Below are 19217 nucleotides of genomic sequence, written 5' to 3'. Positions count from 1 at the left end.
TTCCAGTCGATCTTCGAGGGGGAATGTCATGCAGGTAGCGGTGTTCGGGGCGTACGGGCACACCGGACGGTTCGTGGTGGCGGAGCTGCGGGAGCGGGGATACGAGCCGCTGCCGGTGGGACGCGACGGCGGGAGGCTGTCAGCCGCGTTCCCGGGGGTGGAGCAGCGGGTGGCGTCGGTCGACGACCCGGCCTCGCTGGACCGGGCGCTGGCCGGGGCGGCGGCGGTGGTCAACTGCGCCGGGCCGTTCGCCTCGACCGCCGGCCCGCTGATCGAGGCCGCGTTGCGGGCCGGGATCCCCTACGTCGACGTGGCGGCCGAGATCGAGGCGAACCGGGACACGTTCGCGCACTACGCCGAGCGTGCCGAGGCCGCCGGAGTCGCGGTGGTGCCCGCCATGGCGTTCTTCGGCGGGCTCGGCGACCTGCTGGTCACCACCGCGATGGGGGACTGGACGACGGCCGACGAGGCGCACGTCGCGTACGGGCTGAGCAGCTGGCACCCGACGGCCGGGACGGTCGCCTCCGGCGTCGTCTCGCGCGAGCGCCGCGACGGCCGGCGGGTCCGCTTCACCGACGGGCGCCTGGTGTACGCCGACGGCGACCTGCCCCGGCGGGACTGGGAGTTCCCGGCGCCGCTCGGTGTCCGGCCGGTGCTCGGCGAGTTCACCATGGCCGACGTGGTGACGGTGCCGAGCCACCTGGACATCCCGGAGGTGTGCACGTACATGACCGCGAACGCGGCAGGGGATCTGGCCGCCGGGGAGGCGCCGGCCGCTGTGGACGAGCGTGGCCGGTCCGCGCAGACGTTCACCGTCGACGTGGTGGTGCGTTCGGGCGACGTCCGCCGGCGGGTGGTGGCCCACGGGCAGGACATCTACGCGATCAGCGCGCCGCTGGCGGTCGAGGCGGTCCACCGGATCCTGACCGGGCGGACCCGGGCGACCGGTGTCGCGTCGGCCGGCCGGATCTTCGACGCGCCGGACTTCCTGGGCGCGCTGTCGGCGCATCTCACCGTCGAGACGCCGTCGGCCGCCTGATGCCCCGTCGGCCTCCCGCATCCACGGCTACCGATTGACAATGTTTGGAATCCAAACTTACTCTCGCGCTGGGCGGGTGCGCGCCCCGCCTTCCCCGTCCACGCGCCCCACCCCACCACGAAGGAACCACCATGTTCCGCTCTCCCCGTACCGCCCGATTGCGGGTCGGCCTGGTCGCCGCGACCGCCGCGGCACTCGTGACAGGCACCGCCGTGATGGCGACGAACGCCCAGGCGGCGGCCGGCTGCCGCGTCACCTACACGACCGCCAGCCAGTGGCCCGGCGGCTTCACCGCGAACGTCGACGTGACCAACCTCGGTGACCCGATCAACGGCTGGAACCTGCGCTGGACGTTCCCGTCCGGCCAGCGGGTCACCCAGGCCTGGAGCGCCACAGTCACCTCCTCCGGCGCCGACGTCACCGCCACGAACGTCGGCTACAACGGCTCCATCGCCACCAACGGCAGCGTCTCGTTCGGCTTCAACGGCTCCTGGTCCGGCGCGAACACCGCGCCCACCGCGTTCTCGCTCAACGGTGTGGCCTGCACGGGCGGCGTCGGCGGGACCACCCCGCCGCCGCCGACCACTCCGCCCCCGACCACCCCGCCGCCCACCACGCCACCGCCCACGACCCCGCCGCCCGCAGGCAACGCCATGGCCGCCGTCGCCGCCATGCAGCCCGGCTGGAACCTCGGCAACTCCTTCGACGCGGTCGGCGCGGACGAGACCGCGTGGGGCAACCCGCGGGTCACCGAGGCGCTGCTCGACAACGTCCGGGCGCAGGGCTTCAACAGCATCCGCATCCCTGTGACCTGGAGCAACCACCACGGCGCCGCGCCGAACTACACGATCGACGCGGCCTGGCTGAACCGGGTACGCGAGGTGGTCGGCTGGGCGCTCGCCGACGGCTTCTACGTGGTGCTCAACATCCACCACGACTCGTGGCAGTGGATCAACACGATGCCCACCGACCGCGCAGGCGTGCTGAACCGCTACAACGCGCTCTGGACCCAGATCGCCGCCGCGTTCAAGGACTCCTCGCCGAAGCTGACCTTCGAGAGCGTCAACGAGCCGCAGTTCACCGGAAGCTCCGGCGACGCGCAGAACGCCACGCTCCTCAACGAGCTGAACACCTCGTTCCACCGCATCGTCCGTCAGTCCGGCGGGGGCAACGCCACCCGGCTGCTGGTCCTGCCGACCCTGCACACCTCCGCCGAGCAGGCCCGGGTGAACGAGCTGGTCAGCACGTTCAACACGCTCAACGACCCGAACCTGATCGCCACCGTGCACTTCTACGGGTACTGGCCGTTCAGCGTGAACGTCGCCGGCGGCACCCGGTTCGACGCGACGGTCCAGCAGGACCTGACCGACCAGTTCGACCGGGTCTACAACGCCTTCGTCACCCGCAACATCCCGGTGATCATCGGCGAGTACGGGCTGCTCGGCTTCGACCGCCACACCGGCACCATCGAGCAGGGCGAGAAGCTCAAGTTCTTCGAGTTCCTCGGCCACTACGCGCGTAGCCGCAAGCTGACCACCCAGCTCTGGGACAACGGCCAGCACTTCGACCGCACGTCGTTCGTGTGGAAGGACCCCGAGCTGTTCGCGCAGATCAAGTCGAGCTGGACGACCCGCTCCGGCACCGCGTCCAGCGACCAGGTGTACGTGCCGCGTACCGGCACGATCACCGCCAAGAGCCTGACGCTCAACCTGAACGGCACCACGTTCCAGGGGCTGCGCCAGGGCACCACCGACCTGGTGAACGGCACCGACTACACGGTCTCCGGCAGCACCCTGACGCTCACCGCGTCGGCGCTGACCCGGCTGGTCGGCTCCCGCGCGTACGGGGTGAACGCCAACCTCCAGGCCCGCTTCTCCGCGGGCGTGCCGTGGCGGATCAGCATCATCACGTACGACCCGCCGGTGCTGTCGAACGCCACGGGCACCACGGCGGCGTTCACGCTCCCGGCGCAGTTCCGCGGTGACCAGCTGGCCACGATGGAGGCGAAGTACGCCGACGGCAGCAACGCCGGGCCGCACAACTGGACGTCGTACAAGGAGTTCGACGTCACGTTCGCGCCGAACTACACCGGCAACACGATCGCGTTGAAGCCGGAGTTCTTCGCCGAGGTCAACGACGGCCAGCGGGTCACGCTGACGTTCCACTTCTGGAGCGGCACGAAGCTGACCTACTACGTGACCAAGTCCGGCAGCACCGTCACCGGCACGGTGAGCTGACCGCGACGGCACGGCTCGCGGCGGTGGGCGTCGACACCGCCGCGAGCCGTGCCCGGCACGAGTTTCCGCCGGACCGATGATTTCCGAGGTCGGCGCCGGTCGACAGAGGCATGAAGACGCTCACTCTCCAGACGCCCGAGGTCGACCTGGTCTACGACGTCCACGCCCCCGAGGCGGCCGAGGCCGGGCACCGCCCCTTGTTCATGATCGGCCAGCCGATGTGCGCCGACGGCTTCACCACGCTCGCGTCGTACTTCCCGGACCGCACAGTCATCACGTACGACCCGCGCGGGCTCGGCCGGAGCTTCCGCAAGGACGGCCGGAACGACTCGCTGCCCGAGGTGCAGGCCCGGGACGTCCGCGACATCGTCGATGCCCTCGGCGTGGGCCCGGTCGACATGTTCGCCAGCAGCGGCGGCGCGGTGACCGCGCTCGCCCTGGTGGCCGCCTACCCGGACGTGGTGACCACGCTCGTGGCGCACGAGCCGCCGCTGGTCACGCTGCTCCCCGACGCCGAGGCGGCCGGACGGGCCATGGCCGCCTGCCAGGAGGCGTACCGGAAGAACGGCTGGGGTGCCGGCATGGCGGCGTTCATCGTCATGACGTCGTGGCGCGGCGAGTTCACAGCCGACTACTTCGCCCAGCCCGCACCCGATCCCGCCGCGTTCGGAATGCCGGCCGAGGACGACGGCAGCCGCGACGACCCGCTGCTCTCCGACCGGTCCGCGGCGGTCACCGTCTACCGGCCGGACGCCGACGCGCTGCGCGCCGCGCCCACCCGGGTCGTGGTGGCGGTGGGCGAGGAGTCGGCGGACACCCTCACCGCGCGGACGTCGGTGGCCACCGCCGAGCTGCTCGGCGGACAGGCCGCGGTCTTCCCGAGCCACCACGGCGGGTTCCTCGGCGAGGGGATGGGCCACGCCGGGCAGCCGGAGGCGTTCGCGCGCCGGCTGCGGGAGATCCTCGACGCCTGACCGCGGCGTCGCCGCGTCGCGGATGCCCGCGACGGTCAGGCCCGGCGCACGTCGGTGACCATCGCCGGGTAGGGCCCGGCCGGCGTGCCGGGCCCGGCCTGGTCCGAGGGGACGACGTTCTCCATCCGCAGCCGCAGCGTGACCGGGTCGGCGGTGTCGAGGACGATCCGCCACCCCCAGCCGCCGCCGTACTCGGCGGTCAGCTCGACCGCCGCCCCGCCCGCCGCGCCGGTGAGCGTCATCGGGGTCGGCTGCTGGTGCCACGAGTCGCCCCACCAGGCGACGAGCGAGCCCGGCCGGTCGCCGGCGCCGACCACCAGCAGGCCGTCCTGCGGGCCGTCGTCGGGATGTTCCCACGAGTACGACACGGTGGTCAGGTGCCCGCCGGCCGCGGTGGCGACTGTGAGCGCGGCCGGCGACTCGGCGAGCGGGTCGGCGGGCATCAGCCGGAAGCCGTTGGTGCCTGCCCAGGACCCGGTGACGTCGGTGAGAACCATCGTCCCAGGATAGGAGCCAACCCCGACAGCGCACGCCCGCCGCGCGTGCGGCGCGGCCCGACCTCGGATCTCCGGCAGGACGGGGTCAGGCGGAGAAGTCGTCGTCGGCGTCGCGGGCGTCCGCCTGGATGTGCTCGCCGGGGCGCTTGCCCCGGATCTCATCCCGTTCGCGTACCCGGTCCGCTTCGGCGTGTTCGTCCTGGTTCAGGTCACCGAGCCGCGCCCGGGCCGGACCGGCCAGGTCCTCCAGGTCGTTCTTCGCGCGCTCGACGCTCATTGCCGCCTCCCCGGATCGTCGCGTGGCGGCCCTCGCCGCCTGCCGAGGCGCGTCCCCGCTGACCCGGCCGGCAAACCGCCGCCACCGGCCGGGCGCCCGCCCGCCGTGCGGTCATGCGGGCGGCAGTGCGGTGATCAGGTCCTCGGCGTGCCGCAGCGTGTCGGTCAGCGCGTCGCGCGATCCGTCGTCCAGCGGGATCGAGCGGGCCTGCCGCACCAGCTCCCGCGCGGACTCCGGCTCGTCGAGTTGCAGCGCCAGCTCCGCCCGGTAGACCAGCGCCTCCACCTGGACGGCCGGGTCGTCGGCGGCATCCGGGCGGGCAAGCGCGCCGTCGAGGATCCGCGCGGCCTGCTGGGGATTGCCGCGAGAGTCCGCCTGCACCACCGCGTTCTGCAGCGTACGGGCCAGCCCGCCCCTGTTGTCGGTCTCCGCGGTATCGCTCCGGCCGACGAACCGGATCCAGTTGCCGCCGGGGTCGACGATGCTGAACCCGAAGTGGCCCTCCTGGTTGCGGCGGGGCCGGGGCCGGGTCATCCGGGGCACGCCGGAGACGAGCACCTTGCCGTACGTGGCACGCAGGCCGTCGGTGAAGGCCCGGTGGATGTCGACCAGGTCGTCCACCACCACCAGGCAGGAGCCGTACGAGTCGGCGGGATCGAACTGCGGCATCCCGAAGAAGTGCAGATGGAGATCCTCCCGCCGCAGCGTCAGGTACGGGTTCGGGCGCTCCTGCCGGTACGTGATCTCGAAGCCGAGGGCCCGGTAGAAGGGCGCCACATCGTCCAGGGAGCGGCACGGCAGCAGCGGGATCGTCGTCTCGTTAGCCATGCTCCGAGCCTGGCGACCGAGGGCCGGCTCGTGCACATGGAAATGTCCGTTCGGCTTCTGGCGCCGTCCGAACGGACACGGGGGCCGGTCCGTAGTGGACCGGCCCCCCGTGCGGGGTTTCGTTCGGGTCAGGGCTTCCAGGACCCGGCGGAACGGAAGCGGTGCTTGTATTCCACGACGCCGTTCTGGTCCTTCACGTCGAAGATGAGCTGGCCGCTGCGCTTGGAACCCTCTGGCAGGTTGTTGCCCGAGGTCATCAGCTTGCCGCAACCCGAGAAGGCGCCGCCGATGCCGCTCTCCTCGGTGCCGTCCGCAGCGACCCAGGTGAAGTAGAACGGGTTGATCGAGCCGGTGCCCTTGGTGATCTCGGCGGTCACGTCGGCGATCAGGAACATGCCGTTCTTCGGGCCGGGCATGACCTCGCTGCAGGCGGCGTTCCTGGTCCGGAAGTTGCCGACGGTGATCTCGATGGTGCCCCGGTCGTCGTTGACGACCAGCTTGTCGCCGGCCGGCATGTTGAACGTCTTGTCGTCGGTGTTGCCCGGCTGCGGCGTGCCGGTGGGAGCGCCCGTCGGGGTGTCACCTGTGGGCTGGCCGTAGGTGACGCCCGGGGTGGGCAGCGAGTCGATCGCCTCCTGGGTCTTCTTCGCGCCGCTGTAGATGGCGAAGATGCCGCCACCGCAGCACAGCAGCAGCAGGATCACCGCGATGATGCCGACAGTGATCCAGACGTTCTTGTTCGACTTCTTCGCCGGCGGTCCGAAGGGCGCTCCGGGCGGCGGCGGGTACGCGCCACCACCCGGCGGCGGGTAACCACCCGGGGGCGGGTAGCCACCCGGCTGCTGGTACTCGCCGCCCGGGGGCTGGTACGCCGCACCCGGCGGCTGGTACTCGGACCCCGGCGGCGGGTACGCACCGCCCGGCGGCTGGTACGCGGCACCCGGCGGCTGGTACTCGCTGCCCGGCGGCGGGTACGGCGCGCCCGAGACGGGCGGCTGCGGCGCGTCCGAGGGCGGCGGGTAGGGCGAGCCCGACGTCGGAGCGGGCGGTGGCGCGTACGGGTTGCCCGGCACCGGCGGCATCGGGGCGGTGGGGAACGCCTGCGTCGGCGGTTCCTGCGGCTGCTGGTTCGGGTCCGGTGACCCGGACGGAGGCTGAGGGTGGCTCACCGTACTCCTTGGGCGCCTTCGGGATTTTCAGTCGGAACGACGGTACAAGCCGGGCACAACCCGCCCGGCAGTGCCTCATCGACGAAGCAGGACGGCCGCGGTGCGGACCAGGTCGTCGTCCACGGCGAACCGTCCGGTCACCGCTGACGGTGGATCGGGCACCGGTGCGGCGGCGAGCCGGGCCGGGGCGATGGCGGCGTGGAAGGTGCCCGCCTCCGGGTCGAGCACGACGCGCGCGTCGGCGAAGCCCAGCCACGTGCCGACGAGCGGGTGCCAGACCTTGTAGACGGTCTCCTTCGCGCTGAACAACACGGTCGGCCAGGGCGTGCCGGGCGGCAGCCGGGCCAGGTCCGCCTCCTCGTCGGGGCGGCACACCTTCCGGCGTACCCCCGGGGAGAGCGGCCGGTAGCGCTCGGCGTCGATACCGACGGCGCGCACGTCGGCGGCGCGGGCGGCGGCCGCGGCGCAGTAGTCGCGGGTGTGGGTGATGGCGCCGACCACGCCGGGCGGCCAGATCGGGGCCCGGTCGGCGCCGGCCGGTACCGGCGTGGCGGGCAGGCCGAGCGCGCCGAGTGCCCGCCGGGCGCAGACCCGCCCGGCGGTGAAGTCTCGGCGCCGGCCGGGTACCGCGCGCTCACCCAGGGCGGCCAGCTCGGCCGGGAGCAGCTCACCGGCCCAGTCGGCCGCGTCGGCCACCGCCACGGCGACCTCGGCCGGGAGCAGATCACGCACGAGAGGTGGATGACGGGGACACGCGGTGAACGTACCGTAACGCTTGGGCGTGCCGCTGCGCTGAAGGAATGTTGCGGGGAGGCAACCGGTCCATCACCACCATTCCTGACTCGGAAGGAGCGGCCGATGACGCCTGGCGCGGAGGTTTCGGGAAGTACCGGCGGCGAGCACGTGCCGGTGACCCCCGACTGGACCTGCGGCTCGTGCGGTGACGACTGGCCCTGCGCCACGAAACGTCATCACCTGCTGCGCGAGTACCAGGTGGACCGGGCGTCGTTGAGCGTCTATCTCGGGTCCTGCCTCGCCGCGGCGACGCAGGATCTGCGCTCCGTGCCGGTCACCGCGCTCCAGGACCGGTTCATCGGCTGGGTGCCGCGCGGCCCGCGTATCGCCGAGGCGTGAGCGCGTCCGGTGGCCGCCGCGTCGGGTTCGCGGCGGCCACCGGCTGCGGTCCTCAGGGGCGGCGCGGCCGCCGGGTGAGCCCGAAGCCGACCACGCCGGCCACGGCGGCGAGCACGCCGCCCACAGTGGTCCACACCCAGCGCGATCCGGCCTCGGGGAGCCACCCGGTCAGGTCGGTCTCCTCGTCGGCCACCGGCTCGGGCGTCGGCTCGGCGCTGAGCACGGTGCCGGCCCTGGTGTTCGGCACCAGCGGCGCGGCCAGTTCGCCGTCGTCGCCGGACGCGCCGCCCTCGTCGGTCGCGCCGACGAGCATCTCCACGTCGATCGGCAGGCCGAGGTCGGGTTCCGGCAGATCGGTGACGGAGAGCCGGATGTAGTAGGTGCCGGGCAGCGGGTCGCCCGACCAGGGTTCGGCCCACGGCCGTACCCGGCGCAGCGTGCAGCCCAGCGCGACGCTCGTCGCCGACGCGCCGGCGGTCGGGGTCTGCGCGCCGGCGGTGCACGCCTGCCGGCGGCGCAGCCCGTCGAAGACGTCGACGGTCCAGGTGGACGCGCCGCTGCGTGGCTTCGGGAACGTGACGGTGGCGGTGACCTCGTGCACCTGCCCGGCGTCGGCGCGGAACGACCAGTACAGGTGGTCGCCGGTCGACGCGCCCACCTGCACCGGCTGGCCGGCGGTGACTGTGGTGGCGGTGAGGAACGAGGTGCCGGCCTTGGTCACCGTGGTCGCGCCCGGTGACGGGCTGGGCGCGGCCAGGGCCGCCGCCGGGGTGAGGGCGAGTCCGGCGGCGGTGATCGCCGCCGCGGAGCGGATCAGCGTACGCATGCTCAGTTCACCCTCCACGTGTGCACCCACCAGCGGGTGAGCAGTCCGGCGACCAGCCCGGTGAGCAGTCCGGCGAGCGCGAGCAGGAGCAGCAGCACCCAGCCGCGGCCCAGATCCGGCCCGTCCGGCGCGGGGGAGGCGGCCACCACGTCGACTGTCAGCTCCACCGGCATGCCGGGCCGGGCCTGGGTGCCGGGCTTGGCCGCGAACGAGTTGCTGACCACCAGGCAGACGGTCCGTACGGGCTGCTCCGCGCCGGCGCTCGGCTCCGGGCTCGGCCCGTCCTCCTCCTCCTCTTCGGCGGCCGACCAGCGCAGCCCGGCGGAGACCACGTCGGTGCGCCCGCTGCCGGCGTCGACGCCCCGGACCAGTTCCCGCCCGTCCGGCGCGGTGGCGCGCAGCAGCACGCCGTAGTCCGGGTTGACCGGCCGGTCCAGCGCGACGCTCACCGAGGCGCGCAGTTCCTGCCCGGGACGCACCGGCACCCGGTACCAGCGGTGCTCGGAGAACGCCTCCCGGTCGCTGTAGACGCCGGGGGCGAGCAGCGGCGCGCCCTCGCACGCCGTGCCGCCGCCGACCACAGCCGGAGCGGCGGTGTACGTGTCCCGGGCGCGGTCGACGAGCTGCTTGATCCGGCCGGTCAGCTCGTCGGCGCTCTGCGCGGCGGTGTAGGTGCCCCCGGTCGCGCCGGCGATGCAGAGCAGCTGCTTGCGTACCTTCTCGTCCGGCGCCAGGCCGAGCGTGTCGACCACCAGGCGGGTGCCCTGGGCGGCCAGCTCGCGGGCCACCTCGCACGGGTCGGGCGGCGCGCAGGTGTCCTCACCGTCGGTGATCAGCACGATCCGGCGGGCGGTGCTGCCGGTTCCCAGGTCCTGCGCGGCGGAGCGCAGGGCCAGCCCGACCGGTGTGAAACCGGTCGGCCGCAGCCCGGCCACGGCGGCCTTGGCCTGGGTACGGTCCACCGGGCCGACGGGCACGATCTGCTGGGTGTCCAGGCAGCCCTGCTTCTTGTCCTTGCCCCGGTAGGTGGCGCCGAGCACCCGGATGCCGAGCTGTGTCTCGTCCGGCAGGGCGTCGACCACCTCGTTGAACGCCTGCTGGGCGACGGAGATCCGGCTGCGGCCGTCGATGTCGCGGGCCCGCATCGATCCGCTGACGTCGAGGACCAGCTCGACCTTGGGTGGTTCGGCGACGGGCTCGGTGGTCTCGTCGTCGGCCCCGGCGGGGCTCGGCCCGATCAGCGCGGCCGCCGCCAGCAGTCCGATGAGGACGGCCGTCGATCGTCTCTTGTTGATCACCGGGCGAAGTGTAGTGAGATCCACATTGGAAGATCATCCGGGTCGGAGGTGCCCGCGGGAGGTCCGTCTCCGGCGTCCGCCGGGGCCGTCACGGTCGCGCTCGGCCACCCACCGTTAGCTGCACCATGTAAACCTTTCGGCCGGTGGTGCACTCGTCGGAAATCTGACCGGCCCGCACCCGTTGTGCCGTTGCCGGAGTGTGGTTAAGCTCTTTCTTGCGCGCCCCAATCGCCCGCTTCCCCCGTGGCAGGCGATCGGGGCGCGCTTTTTTGGCGCCCCGGCGCCGCGCAGTGCCCGGCGCCCCGCGTCAGATCCAGCGGCCGTCCAGCCACATCCGCGCCGACCAGTCCGCGTACGGCAGCACCCGGCCCACGAAGATCGGGTAGAAGTACGCGAAACAGAGCGCCACGAGCAACACGTACGCGCCCGCGATGATCCCGCCCACCAGCCGGCGGTCGTGGACCTGTTGCGGGTCCGGTGGCGCGGCCGTGTTCGTCACCGGCGCGGGGGTGGCGATCGCGCCGAGCACGTAGACCACCGCGAGCACCAGGAACGGCACCGCCGGCGCGGCGTAGAAGGAGAACATCGTCCGGCCGTCGAGGGCGAACCAGAACCAGGGCAGCAGGCCGGCGGCGGCGCTGAGCAGGATCGCGCCCGCCCGCCAGTCACGCCGGGCCAGCCCGAGCCAGGCGGTCGCGGCCAGCGCCGGCAGGAACGACCACCACAGCAGCGGCGTACCCAGCAGCAGCACCTCCGAGGCGCAGCTCGGTGCGCCGCAACTGCCGTCCCCGGACCAGTGGAACGCCACCGGGCGGCCGAGCAGCAGCCACTGCCAGGGCCAGGACTGGTACTTGTGCGGGTCGTCGAGCTGCGTGTGGAAGCCGTACGCCGCCTTGTGGTACTCCCACAGGTTGATCAGCGCGCCGATGATCGGGGTGTCGCTCAGCTCCGGGTTGTTCGGGTAGCGCTCCGCCAGGCGGTAGTAGCCGTCCTGGCCGAGCAGCCAGCCCGACCAGGTCGCCACGTAGGTCACGAGCATCAGCACACCCGCGGCGAGCAGCCACGGCAGTTCGTCGAGCACGGCGTCGCGCCACGGCCGGCGTACCCCGGACGAGCGGCGGACGCCCACCTCCCAGAGCAGCACCAGCAACGCGAACGCCGGTACGAAGTAGAGCGCGCTCCACTTCACCGAGCAGGCGCAGCCGAGCAGCACACCTGCTGCCAGCCGCCACCACGGCCAGTCCCGCCAGCCCGACGACGGACGGCCGGCCCGGCCCGGCTGTGTCGGGTCGAGCCCGCCCTCCAGCGCCCGCGCCCAGCGCCGCCGCCGGGCGTCCCGGTCGAGCACCAGCGCGCCGAACGCGGCGAGCACGAACAGCAGCAGGAAGATGTCGAGGATGGCCGTGCGGGACAGCACCAGGTGGTAGCCGTCGAGCGCGAGCAGCAGGCCGGCCGCGCAGCCGAGCACCGTGGAGCGGAACATCCGCCGCCCGATACGGACCAGCAGCAGCACCGACAGCGTGCCCGCCACCGCCGCTCCGAACCGCCAGCCGAACTCCGGCGAGGTGGTGATCAGGTGGCCCGGCACCGAGACGCCGCTGTCCGCGTCCTGGTAGCCGAAGGCCCACTCGCCGATGCCGATCATCCACTTGCCCAGCGGTGGATGCACCACGTACGAGGGGCCGTTGTCCTTGTAGTTCCACTCGAAGCCGCGGTCGATCAGCCCGTACGCGTCCTTGGCGTAGTAGGTCTCGTCGAAGATCTTCCCGGGCGGGAAGCTGAGCCCCACGAAGCGCAGGATCGCCGCGACGGCCACCACCACCGCTGTCGCCAGCCACGCCTGACCTCGACCGATGCGATCATCGACGGTGGCGAGCCGGCGCCGCACGGCGGCGGGAAGCCCGCGCCCGGCGCCGTCGCCCCGGTCGGTGGTGGAAGGGTCCGGGTTCGCGCTCTGTGCTGTCGACGCACTCGTCACCCGGCGATCGTAGGCTGCGAGGGTGCCCGGTGGCGTCTCTCGTCTCCGAAATTGGTACGACCGTCGATGAGGGAGCGCACGCCGTGGGGGAAATGTCCGAGGTAGGGCGGCTCGTGTTGCTCGGCGCGCCGCTCGGCAACCCGGCCGACGCGTCCGCCCGGTTCCGCGAGGTGCTGGCCGCCGCCGACGTGGTCGCCGCCGAGGACACCCGGCGGCTCACCCGGCTGGCCCGCGACCTGGACGTGACTGTGCCCGGCCGGATCGTCTCGTACTTCGAGGGCAACGAGGAGCGGCGTACCCCCGAGCTGGCCGAGGTGCTCACCGCCGGCTACACGGTCGCGCTGGTCACCGACGGCGGCATGCCGAGCGTCTCCGACCCCGGCTACCGGCTGGTCCGGGCCGCACTGGACGCCGGTGTGCCGGTCACCGCGGCGCCCGGGCCGAGCGCGGTCACCACCGCGCTGGCGCTGTCCGGGCTGCCCTGCGACAGGTTCTGCTTCGAGGGCTTCCTGCCGCGTACCCCCGGCGCCCGCCGCTCCCGGCTGCGCGCGCTCGCCGCCGAGGACCGCACGCTGGTGTTCTTCGAGGCGCCGCACCGCATCACCGGTGCGCTCGCCGACCTGGCCGAGGCGTTCGGCAGGGACCGGCCCGCCGCGCTCTGCCGCGAGTTGACCAAGACCTACGAGGAGGTCGTCCGCCGGCCGCTCGGCGAACTGGCCGAGTGGGCCGCCGAGGGCGATCCGCGGGGCGAGATCACGCTCGTCGTTGCGGGCGCACCGGCCACGCCCGCGGTCCGGCCGGACGACGAGACGCTGCGCGCGGCGGTGGCCGAACGCGAGGCGGCCGGGCTGTCCCGCCGGGACGCGATCACCGAGGTCGCCACCGCGTACGGGCTGCGGCGGCGCGAGGTGTACGCGGTAGTGCACAGCTGAAAGGAAGGGCCCCTTCTTAACGCCTGCGGTAGAGGAAGGGCCCCCTCTTAACGCCTCACCTCACCAGGCGGCGGCCAGGAAGCCGACGGTGATCAACGCCGGGCCGGCCAGCGCCAGGCCGACCGCCCAGCGCCGCTGCCGTTCGTCCGCGAGCCGGGTCGCCCCGGTCCACCTGGCGATCCCGGCGGCGCAGCCGGCCACCAGGGCCAGCCCCAGCAGCCAGCGCAGGTGCCGTCCCACCCCGGTGTCCGCGTAGGCGGTGGACCCGTCCGGCCCGGTCATCCGCGCCCGCAGCGAACTGCCGGTGTCGGTGCGCCCGGCCGGTACGCCGCTGACCCGTACCCCGTGGGCCTGGAACCGGTCGCCGTCGGCGGAGAAGATGCCCCGGCAGCGCTGGGTGAGCCCGCCGCCCGCGCACTGCGTGATCATCACGGTGCCGCCGGTCGAGTGCCCCACCGCCAGCCAGAACGGCCCGGCGCTCACCCAGGCGAAGAACGCGGCGAGCAGGCTCAGCGTCAGCAGCACGGCCAGCCCGGCGGGCGGGCTCGGCGGCGCGGCCGGGCGGGCGCGTTCCCGTCGCGCCGAGGGGCGGCCCGGACGTGGGCGCGGCTCGTCGCGCAGCGGCGTGCCGTCCCAGTGCACCTCCTCGATCGGTGCCCAGCCGCCGGACGGGGCGGCCTCGCGCTGCCAGCGCGGCTGGCGTACCGGCACCCGGCTCGGCACCGCGTCCACCGGCGCTCCGGTGGTCGGCTCCACCTCCACCGGCGGGTCCGCCGGGTCGAGCCGTGGCTGGGGAGCGACGGGCCCGCCGGGCGGCGTGGGCCGCGCCGCCCGCCGCGTGGCGGCCGCCGACGGCTCGGGCGCCGCTGGTCTGCTGGTCACGATGTTCATTTCACACCGGTACGTCTGGCTTGTCGGGCAGCTCACGCCGCGTGTCGGCGACAAATCGGACGTACGGTCGGAGCGCGCACCCCATTGGTTCGCGGCACGCCCACGGCAATCACTAGGCTTGCTGCTCATGAGTCACGTTCTCGCCGCGGTCGCCTGGCCCTACGCCAACGGCCCGCGCCACATCGGCCACGTATCCGGATTCGGCGTTCCCTCCGACGTCTTCTCCCGGTACATGCGGATGGCCGGTCACGACGTGCTCATGGTCTCCGGCACCGACGAACACGGCACCCCGATCCAGGTGCAGGCCGACGCCGAGGGGGTCACCCCGCGCGAGCTGGCCGACCGCTACAACCGGGTGATCGCCGAGGACCTGCGGGCGCTGGGCCTGTCGTACGACCTGTTCACCCGCACCACCACGCGCAACCACTACGCGGTGGTGCAGGAGCTGTTCACCGGGCTGCACCGCAACGGCTACATCGTCCCGAAGGTCACCACCGGGGCGATCTCCCCGTCCACCGGCCGGACGCTGCCCGACCGCTACATCGAGGGCACCTGCCCGATCTGCGGCTACGACAGCGCGCGCGGCGACCAGTGCGACAACTGCGGTAACCAGCTCGACCCGATCGACCTGATCGACCCCAAGTCGAAGATCAACGGGGAGACCCCGGAGTTCGTCGAGACCGAGCACTTCTTCCTCGACCTGCCCGCCCTGGCCGACGCGCTGCGGCAGTGGCTGGACACCCGCGACGGCTGGCGCCCGAACGTGCTGCGGTTCTCCCGCAACCTGCTCGACGACCTCCAGCCCCGGGCCATCACCCGCGACCTGGAGTGGGGCGTGCCGATCCCGCTCGACGACTGGCGCGACCGCCCGGACAAGCGGATCTACGTCTGGTTCGACGCGGTCATCGGCTACCTGTCCGCGTCCATCGAGTGGGCCCGGCGCACCGGCGACCCGGAGGCCTGGCGCAAGTGGTGGTCGGCGGACGGGGAGGGGAAGGACGCCCGCTCCTACTACTTCATGGGCAAGGACAACATCGTCTTCCACTCGGTGATCTGGCCGGCGCTGCTCGGCGGCTACTCCGGTGAGGGCGCCCGCGACGGCGAACCGGGCGAGCTGGGCCGGCTCAACCTGCCCACCGAGGTCGTCTCCAGCGAGTACCTGACCATGGAGGGACGGAAGTTCTCCTCCTCCCGCAAGGTGGTCATCTACGTCCGCGACTTCCTGGAGCGCTACGACGCCGACGCGCTGCGCTATTTCATCGCGGTGGCCGGCCCGGAGAGCAACGACACCGACTTCACCTGGGCCGAGTTCCTGCGCCGCAACAACGACGAGCTGGTCGCCGGCTGGGGCAACCTGGTCAACCGGTCCGTGTCCATGGCGGCGAAGAACTTCGGCGCGATCCCGCCGGTCGACCCGGCCGGGCTCACCGAGGCCGACCAGGCGCTGCTGGACATCGCGAAGGCCGGCTTCGCCACCGTCGGCGACCTGATCGCCCGGCACCGGCAGAAGCAGGCCATCGGCGAGGCCATGAAGGTCGTCGCCGAGGCCAACAAGTACCTCTCCGAGCAGGCGCCCTGGAAGCTCAAGGGCGAGGACGAGAAGCCCCGCATGGGCACCGTCCTGCACGTCGCGCTCCAGGTGGTCAGCGACGCCAACACGCTGCTCACCCCGTTCCTGCCGCACTCCGCCCAGAAGATCCACGAGCTGCTCGGCGGCACCGGCGTGCACGCGCCGATGCCCGTCATCGAGGAGGTCGACGACCTCGACGGCGGGCCGTCGTACCCGGTGCTGACCGGTGACTACACGGTCGGTGCGCGCTGGGAGTCCGTACCCCTGGAAGTGGGCCGGCCGCTCGCGGCGCCGAAGCCGGTGTTCCGCAAGCTCGACCCGTCCATCGTCGAGGAGGAGCTGGCCCGCCTGGCCGGCTGAGCACACGCGCGCACCGCGGCCCGGGGATCTCTCCCCGGGCCGCGGTCGTGCGCGCCGGTCAGGCGCGGGCCATGCTCGGCTTGCCGATGAACTCCATCACCGCCTTGTTGACCTCGCCCGCGTGGGTCCACGGGAGGCCGTGCGGTGCGTCCGGCAGCGTGACCAGCCGGGCGTCGGGCAGCATGCTCACCAGCCGCTGACCGGTGGCCGGGTACGGCAGCACCGCGTCCTTGTCGCCCTGGATGATCAGCACCGGCACGTCGATGTTCGGCAGGTCGGGCCGGAAGTCGCTCAGCCAGGCGTCCACCGAGTCGTGGGTGCCCTTCGCCGACGCCTGCGTGCCGATCTGCCAGTGGGCGTGGTACGCCTCGTTGCTGACCGCCCGGTCCCGCTTTCCGCCGGAGTCGAAGAACGCGTCGCAGAACGCGGTCAGGTAGGCGAACCGGTCCGCCAGGATGGCCTGCTGGAAGCCCTCGAACACGCTCTTCTCCACGCCCTGCGGGTCGTCGGCGGTCTTCAGCAGGTACGGCGCCAACGGCGAGATCAGCACCGCCCGGTCCACCCGGTCCGACCCGTACGCGCCCAGATAGCGGGTCACCTCACCGGTGCCCATGGAGTGCCCGACCAGGATCGCGTTCCGCAGGTCCAGTTCGGTCATCAGCACGTCGAGGTCGGCGGAGAACGTGTCGTAGTCGTAGCCCATGGCCGGCTGCGCGGAGTTGCCGAATCCACGCCTGTCGTACGTGATCACCCGGTATCCGGCGTCCAGCAGCGGACCGCTCACCTTCTCCCAGGTCGCCCCGTTGAACGGGAAACCGTGGATCAGCACGATCGGCTGACCGGAACCGTGATCCTCGTAGTACAGGTCGATGGGTGCGGAGTTCTCCGTACCGACGGTGACGAAAGGCATGTCGGGATTCCCCCTCGCGCGGGTTTCTCGGACACCCCACGCCTTCCCGACCTGCCCTCGTCTATTCGTGCCGGGCCGGATAGGGCAGGTCCACCACCCGGTCGTCGGCCAGCTCGGCGCCGGGCGCCCAGACCTCGTACACGCCGCGTTCCAGACACTGCGCGCCGGTCGCGGCCACCGCGTCCGGATCCGGGCGGCGCAGCCGCAACCGCAGCCAGCCGCCCTCCTCCCGCAGCACCAGGCAGGGCACCCCGCGCCAGGCCGCCGTGCGCACCCGCCGGGCCGCCGCGTCCACCGGGTACCGGGCCGCCCGGGTCATCGCCAGCACCCGGAACCCGCCCGGCTGGTCGGCCACCGCCTCGTACTCCGAACCGGCGTACGTGCCGACGAGCCGGGTGGAGCGGGGCGCCTCACCGGTCGGCACGTACTCCTGGTCGGCGGAGAGACCCGGCACCGCGGCGAGCAGGTGCCGCCACTGCGGGCCGGCCAGGCGCAGCCAGCCCCGCTGCTCCGCCTGGTAGGTGTAGAGGACCACCTCCACCCCGTCGGCCGGGTAGGCGAGCAGGGTGGCGTTCGCCGGCATCGGCAGGTCGGCGAACTCCCGGGTGACGAACTCCGGTACGAGCTGCGCGCTGCTCGGCACGAACCCGGTACCCAGCACCGGCGGCCCGAGCCGGTCCCGGGGCGGCAACGCCATGAGTCCCCGGTGCGCCGGGCCCACGGGCACGTCGTAGTCGGCCGGGTCGGCGGCCCGCCAGCGCACCGCGTACGCCACGTCGCCGCCCTCGGAGTCGCCCCGCAGCACCGCCATCCCGGCCGGTGTCCGCAGGTGCGCGACGTCGTGCTCCCGGTAGCAGAAGCCGTGCGGCAGCACGCCCCGCACGTACCCGGCGAGCTGCCGGGCGGAGAGCACCTTCACCATGCGGGTACCCGGCCGGATCACCGCCGACGCTCGCACGGCGGCGAGCGTCGGATCCGCCGCCGCGCCCGGCTGCTGGCTGAGCTGGTGTACGTACGCCCAGCCCCGGTCCCGGTGCACCGGCATCAGCAGCGGCGCGTCCGTGTCGTCGGCCGAACCGGCGCCCCCGTGCACCGCGTCGACCTCGGTCGCGTGCACGAACCGGCGCCACGGATAGCCGTTGCCGGGCCGGGGACACCACTCGAAACCGGGCGCCTCGTCGGCGCTGAACAACTCGTACGCCGCGCCCCGGGCGATCTCCTCCGCCGGATGCACCCGGCCGCCGTACGTCACGCGCAACCCGGCCCGGTCGGAGGCGGGCCCGCCGGCCTGGTCGGTGACTGTCACTCCAGGACGCTAAGCCCGCCAGATGTGAGGCATGTGAACAGCCGGTGGCGGTCCGGGAACGCAGCCCCGGGCGGGTGTGTGATGCTGGCCGCGATGACCGAGCAGACCGAGACCCGCAAGCAGCGCGCCGCCCGCCGGGCCGGGGAGTTCCCGCCCGCCCCCGAGCCGCTGCCCGTACCCGTGCCGGACAGCCACACCCACCTCGACATCACCGTCGGCGAGTTCGGCACGCCTCCCGGCGGCACCACCGGCGACGACCCGGTGGCCGCCGCGATCGACGTCGCCGCCCGGGCCGGCGTGGACCGGCTCGTCCAGGTCGGGGTGGACGTCGACTCGTCCCGGTGGAGCGCCGACGTCGCCGACCGGTACGCCCCGGTGCTCGCCACCGTCGCGCTGCACCCGAACGAGGCGCCCCGGCTGGCCGACCTGGACGAGGCGCTGCGCGAGATCGAGACCCTCGCCGGCCGGGACCGGGTCCGGGGCGTCGGCGAGACCGGGATGGACTTCTTCCGTACCGGCGACGACGGGCGGGCCGCGCAGGAGGAGAGCTTCCGGGCGCACATCGCCATCGCCAAGCGGCACGGCAAGGCGCTCGTCATCCACGACCGGGACGCGCACGCCGACGTGCTGCGCATCGTCGACGACGAGGGCGCCCCGGAAACCGTGGTCATGCACTGCTTCTCCGGCGACGCCGACTTCGCCCGCGAGTGCGTCCGGCGCGGCTTCCTGCTCAGCTTCGCCGGCACCGTCACGTTCGGCAGCGCCGCCGCGCTGCGCGAGGCCGCAGCCGTCACCCCGCCCGCGCAGATGCTCGTGGAGACCGACGCGCCCTACCTGACCCCGATGCCGTACCGGGGACGGCCCAACGCGTCGTACCTGATCCCGCTGACGGTCCGTTTCCTCGCCGAGACCACCGGCACCGACGTGGACGCCCTCTGCACCGCCCTCTCCACGAACGGTGAGCGAGCGTTCGGCCCGTGGCGTTGAGCGC

Annotated in this window: 18 protein-coding genes; 7 read left to right on the top strand and 11 right to left on the bottom strand. The window is 73.0% G+C overall.

Annotated elements, in window-relative coordinates:
- The first annotated feature begins 28 nt into the window (after positions 1-28).
- From FB454_RS19320 to FB454_RS19310, 3 genes are all read left to right on the top strand, one after another.
- Positions 29-1039: a saccharopine dehydrogenase NADP-binding domain-containing protein gene (locus tag FB454_RS19320; protein WP_145754474.1), complete on the top strand. Its 1011-nt coding sequence runs from the start codon at positions 29-31 to the stop codon at positions 1037-1039.
- A gap of 131 nt (positions 1040-1170) precedes the next feature.
- Positions 1171-3276 (top strand): cellulase family glycosylhydrolase, encoded by a 2106-nt coding sequence (locus FB454_RS19315; RefSeq protein ID WP_145754470.1) that lies wholly within the window; start codon positions 1171-1173, stop codon positions 3274-3276.
- 110 nt (positions 3277-3386) lie between these two features.
- Positions 3387-4250, top strand: coding sequence for an alpha/beta fold hydrolase (locus FB454_RS19310; RefSeq protein ID WP_145823266.1), 864 nt, complete (start codon positions 3387-3389; stop codon positions 4248-4250).
- A gap of 35 nt (positions 4251-4285) precedes the next feature.
- Here FB454_RS19310 and FB454_RS19305 read toward each other — a convergent pair whose 3' ends face one another.
- From FB454_RS19305 to FB454_RS19285, 5 genes are all read right to left on the bottom strand, one after another.
- Positions 4286-4747 (bottom strand): hypothetical protein, encoded by a 462-nt coding sequence (locus FB454_RS19305; protein ID WP_145823265.1) that lies wholly within the window; start codon positions 4745-4747, stop codon positions 4286-4288.
- An 85-nt stretch (positions 4748-4832) separates the two neighbouring features.
- Positions 4833-5024, bottom strand: a complete 192-nt coding sequence (locus FB454_RS19300) for a hypothetical protein (protein ID WP_047890737.1) — start codon at positions 5022-5024, stop codon at positions 4833-4835.
- Positions 5025-5135: 111 nt separating this feature from the next.
- Positions 5136-5852, bottom strand: coding sequence for a VOC family protein (locus tag FB454_RS19295; RefSeq protein ID WP_145823264.1), 717 nt, complete (start codon positions 5850-5852; stop codon positions 5136-5138).
- 128 nt (positions 5853-5980) lie between these two features.
- A complete protein-coding gene (locus FB454_RS19290) occupies positions 5981-7021 on the bottom strand; it encodes a hypothetical protein (protein ID WP_145754462.1) in 1041 nt (346 codons plus the stop codon).
- Positions 7022-7096: 75 nt separating this feature from the next.
- Positions 7097-7753, bottom strand: coding sequence for a 4'-phosphopantetheinyl transferase family protein (locus FB454_RS19285; protein ID WP_041798787.1), 657 nt, complete (start codon positions 7751-7753; stop codon positions 7097-7099).
- A gap of 126 nt (positions 7754-7879) precedes the next feature.
- On the opposite strand from FB454_RS19285, the gene FB454_RS19280 reads away from it, so the two are divergent.
- Entirely contained in the window at positions 7880-8155 is a 276-nt protein-coding gene (locus FB454_RS19280; protein WP_013283937.1) for a hypothetical protein, read from the top strand.
- Positions 8156-8207: 52 nt separating this feature from the next.
- Here the strand turns inward: FB454_RS19280 and FB454_RS19275 are convergent, their stop codons facing one another.
- The 3 genes from FB454_RS19275 to FB454_RS19265 form a co-directional block, all read right to left on the bottom strand.
- Positions 8208-8981: a hypothetical protein gene (locus FB454_RS19275; protein ID WP_013283938.1), complete on the bottom strand. Its 774-nt coding sequence runs from the start codon at positions 8979-8981 to the stop codon at positions 8208-8210.
- A gap of 2 nt (positions 8982-8983) precedes the next feature.
- Positions 8984-10279, bottom strand: coding sequence for a VWA domain-containing protein (locus FB454_RS19270; protein WP_145754459.1), 1296 nt, complete (start codon positions 10277-10279; stop codon positions 8984-8986).
- A 307-nt stretch (positions 10280-10586) separates the two neighbouring features.
- Complete coding sequence (locus FB454_RS19265; protein WP_091330240.1) at positions 10587-12257, bottom strand: dolichyl-phosphate-mannose--protein mannosyltransferase; 1671 nt, start codon at positions 12255-12257, stop codon at positions 10587-10589.
- Positions 12258-12349: 92 nt separating this feature from the next.
- On the opposite strand from FB454_RS19265, the gene rsmI reads away from it, so the two are divergent.
- Positions 12350-13189: a 16S rRNA (cytidine(1402)-2'-O)-methyltransferase gene (gene rsmI / locus FB454_RS19260; RefSeq protein WP_071096874.1), complete on the top strand. Its 840-nt coding sequence runs from the start codon at positions 12350-12352 to the stop codon at positions 13187-13189.
- 60 nt (positions 13190-13249) lie between these two features.
- Here the strand turns inward: rsmI and FB454_RS19255 are convergent, their stop codons facing one another.
- Positions 13250-14080 carry a hypothetical protein gene (locus tag FB454_RS19255; protein ID WP_356955324.1) on the bottom strand — a complete coding sequence of 277 codons (831 nt, stop codon included), beginning with the start codon at positions 14078-14080 and terminating at the stop codon, positions 13250-13252.
- 127 nt (positions 14081-14207) lie between these two features.
- Here FB454_RS19255 and metG point away from each other — a divergent pair, with 127 nt between their 5' ends.
- On the top strand, positions 14208-16010 hold the full coding sequence (gene metG, locus FB454_RS19250; RefSeq protein ID WP_071098894.1) for a methionine--tRNA ligase: 1803 nt from the start codon (positions 14208-14210) through the stop codon (positions 16008-16010).
- A gap of 58 nt (positions 16011-16068) precedes the next feature.
- On the opposite strand, the gene FB454_RS19245 is transcribed toward metG, so the two are convergent.
- Together FB454_RS19245 and FB454_RS19240 are read right to left on the bottom strand one after the other, a co-directional pair.
- Positions 16069-16920, bottom strand: coding sequence for an alpha/beta fold hydrolase (locus FB454_RS19245; RefSeq protein WP_145754453.1), 852 nt, complete (start codon positions 16918-16920; stop codon positions 16069-16071).
- 61 nt (positions 16921-16981) lie between these two features.
- Positions 16982-18226, bottom strand: a complete 1245-nt coding sequence (locus FB454_RS19240) for a hypothetical protein (RefSeq protein WP_013473945.1) — start codon at positions 18224-18226, stop codon at positions 16982-16984.
- 81 nt (positions 18227-18307) lie between these two features.
- Between FB454_RS19240 and FB454_RS19235 the strand changes: the two genes are divergently transcribed.
- Positions 18308-19213, top strand: a complete 906-nt coding sequence (locus tag FB454_RS19235) for a TatD family hydrolase (protein WP_145823263.1) — start codon at positions 18308-18310, stop codon at positions 19211-19213.
- Positions 19214-19217: the final 4 nt, after the last annotated feature.

The organism is Micromonospora sp. CNZ297, assembly GCF_007827625.1.
Note: the sequence above shows the minus strand (reverse complement) of the source record. Positions and strands in the feature narration are given on the sequence as shown.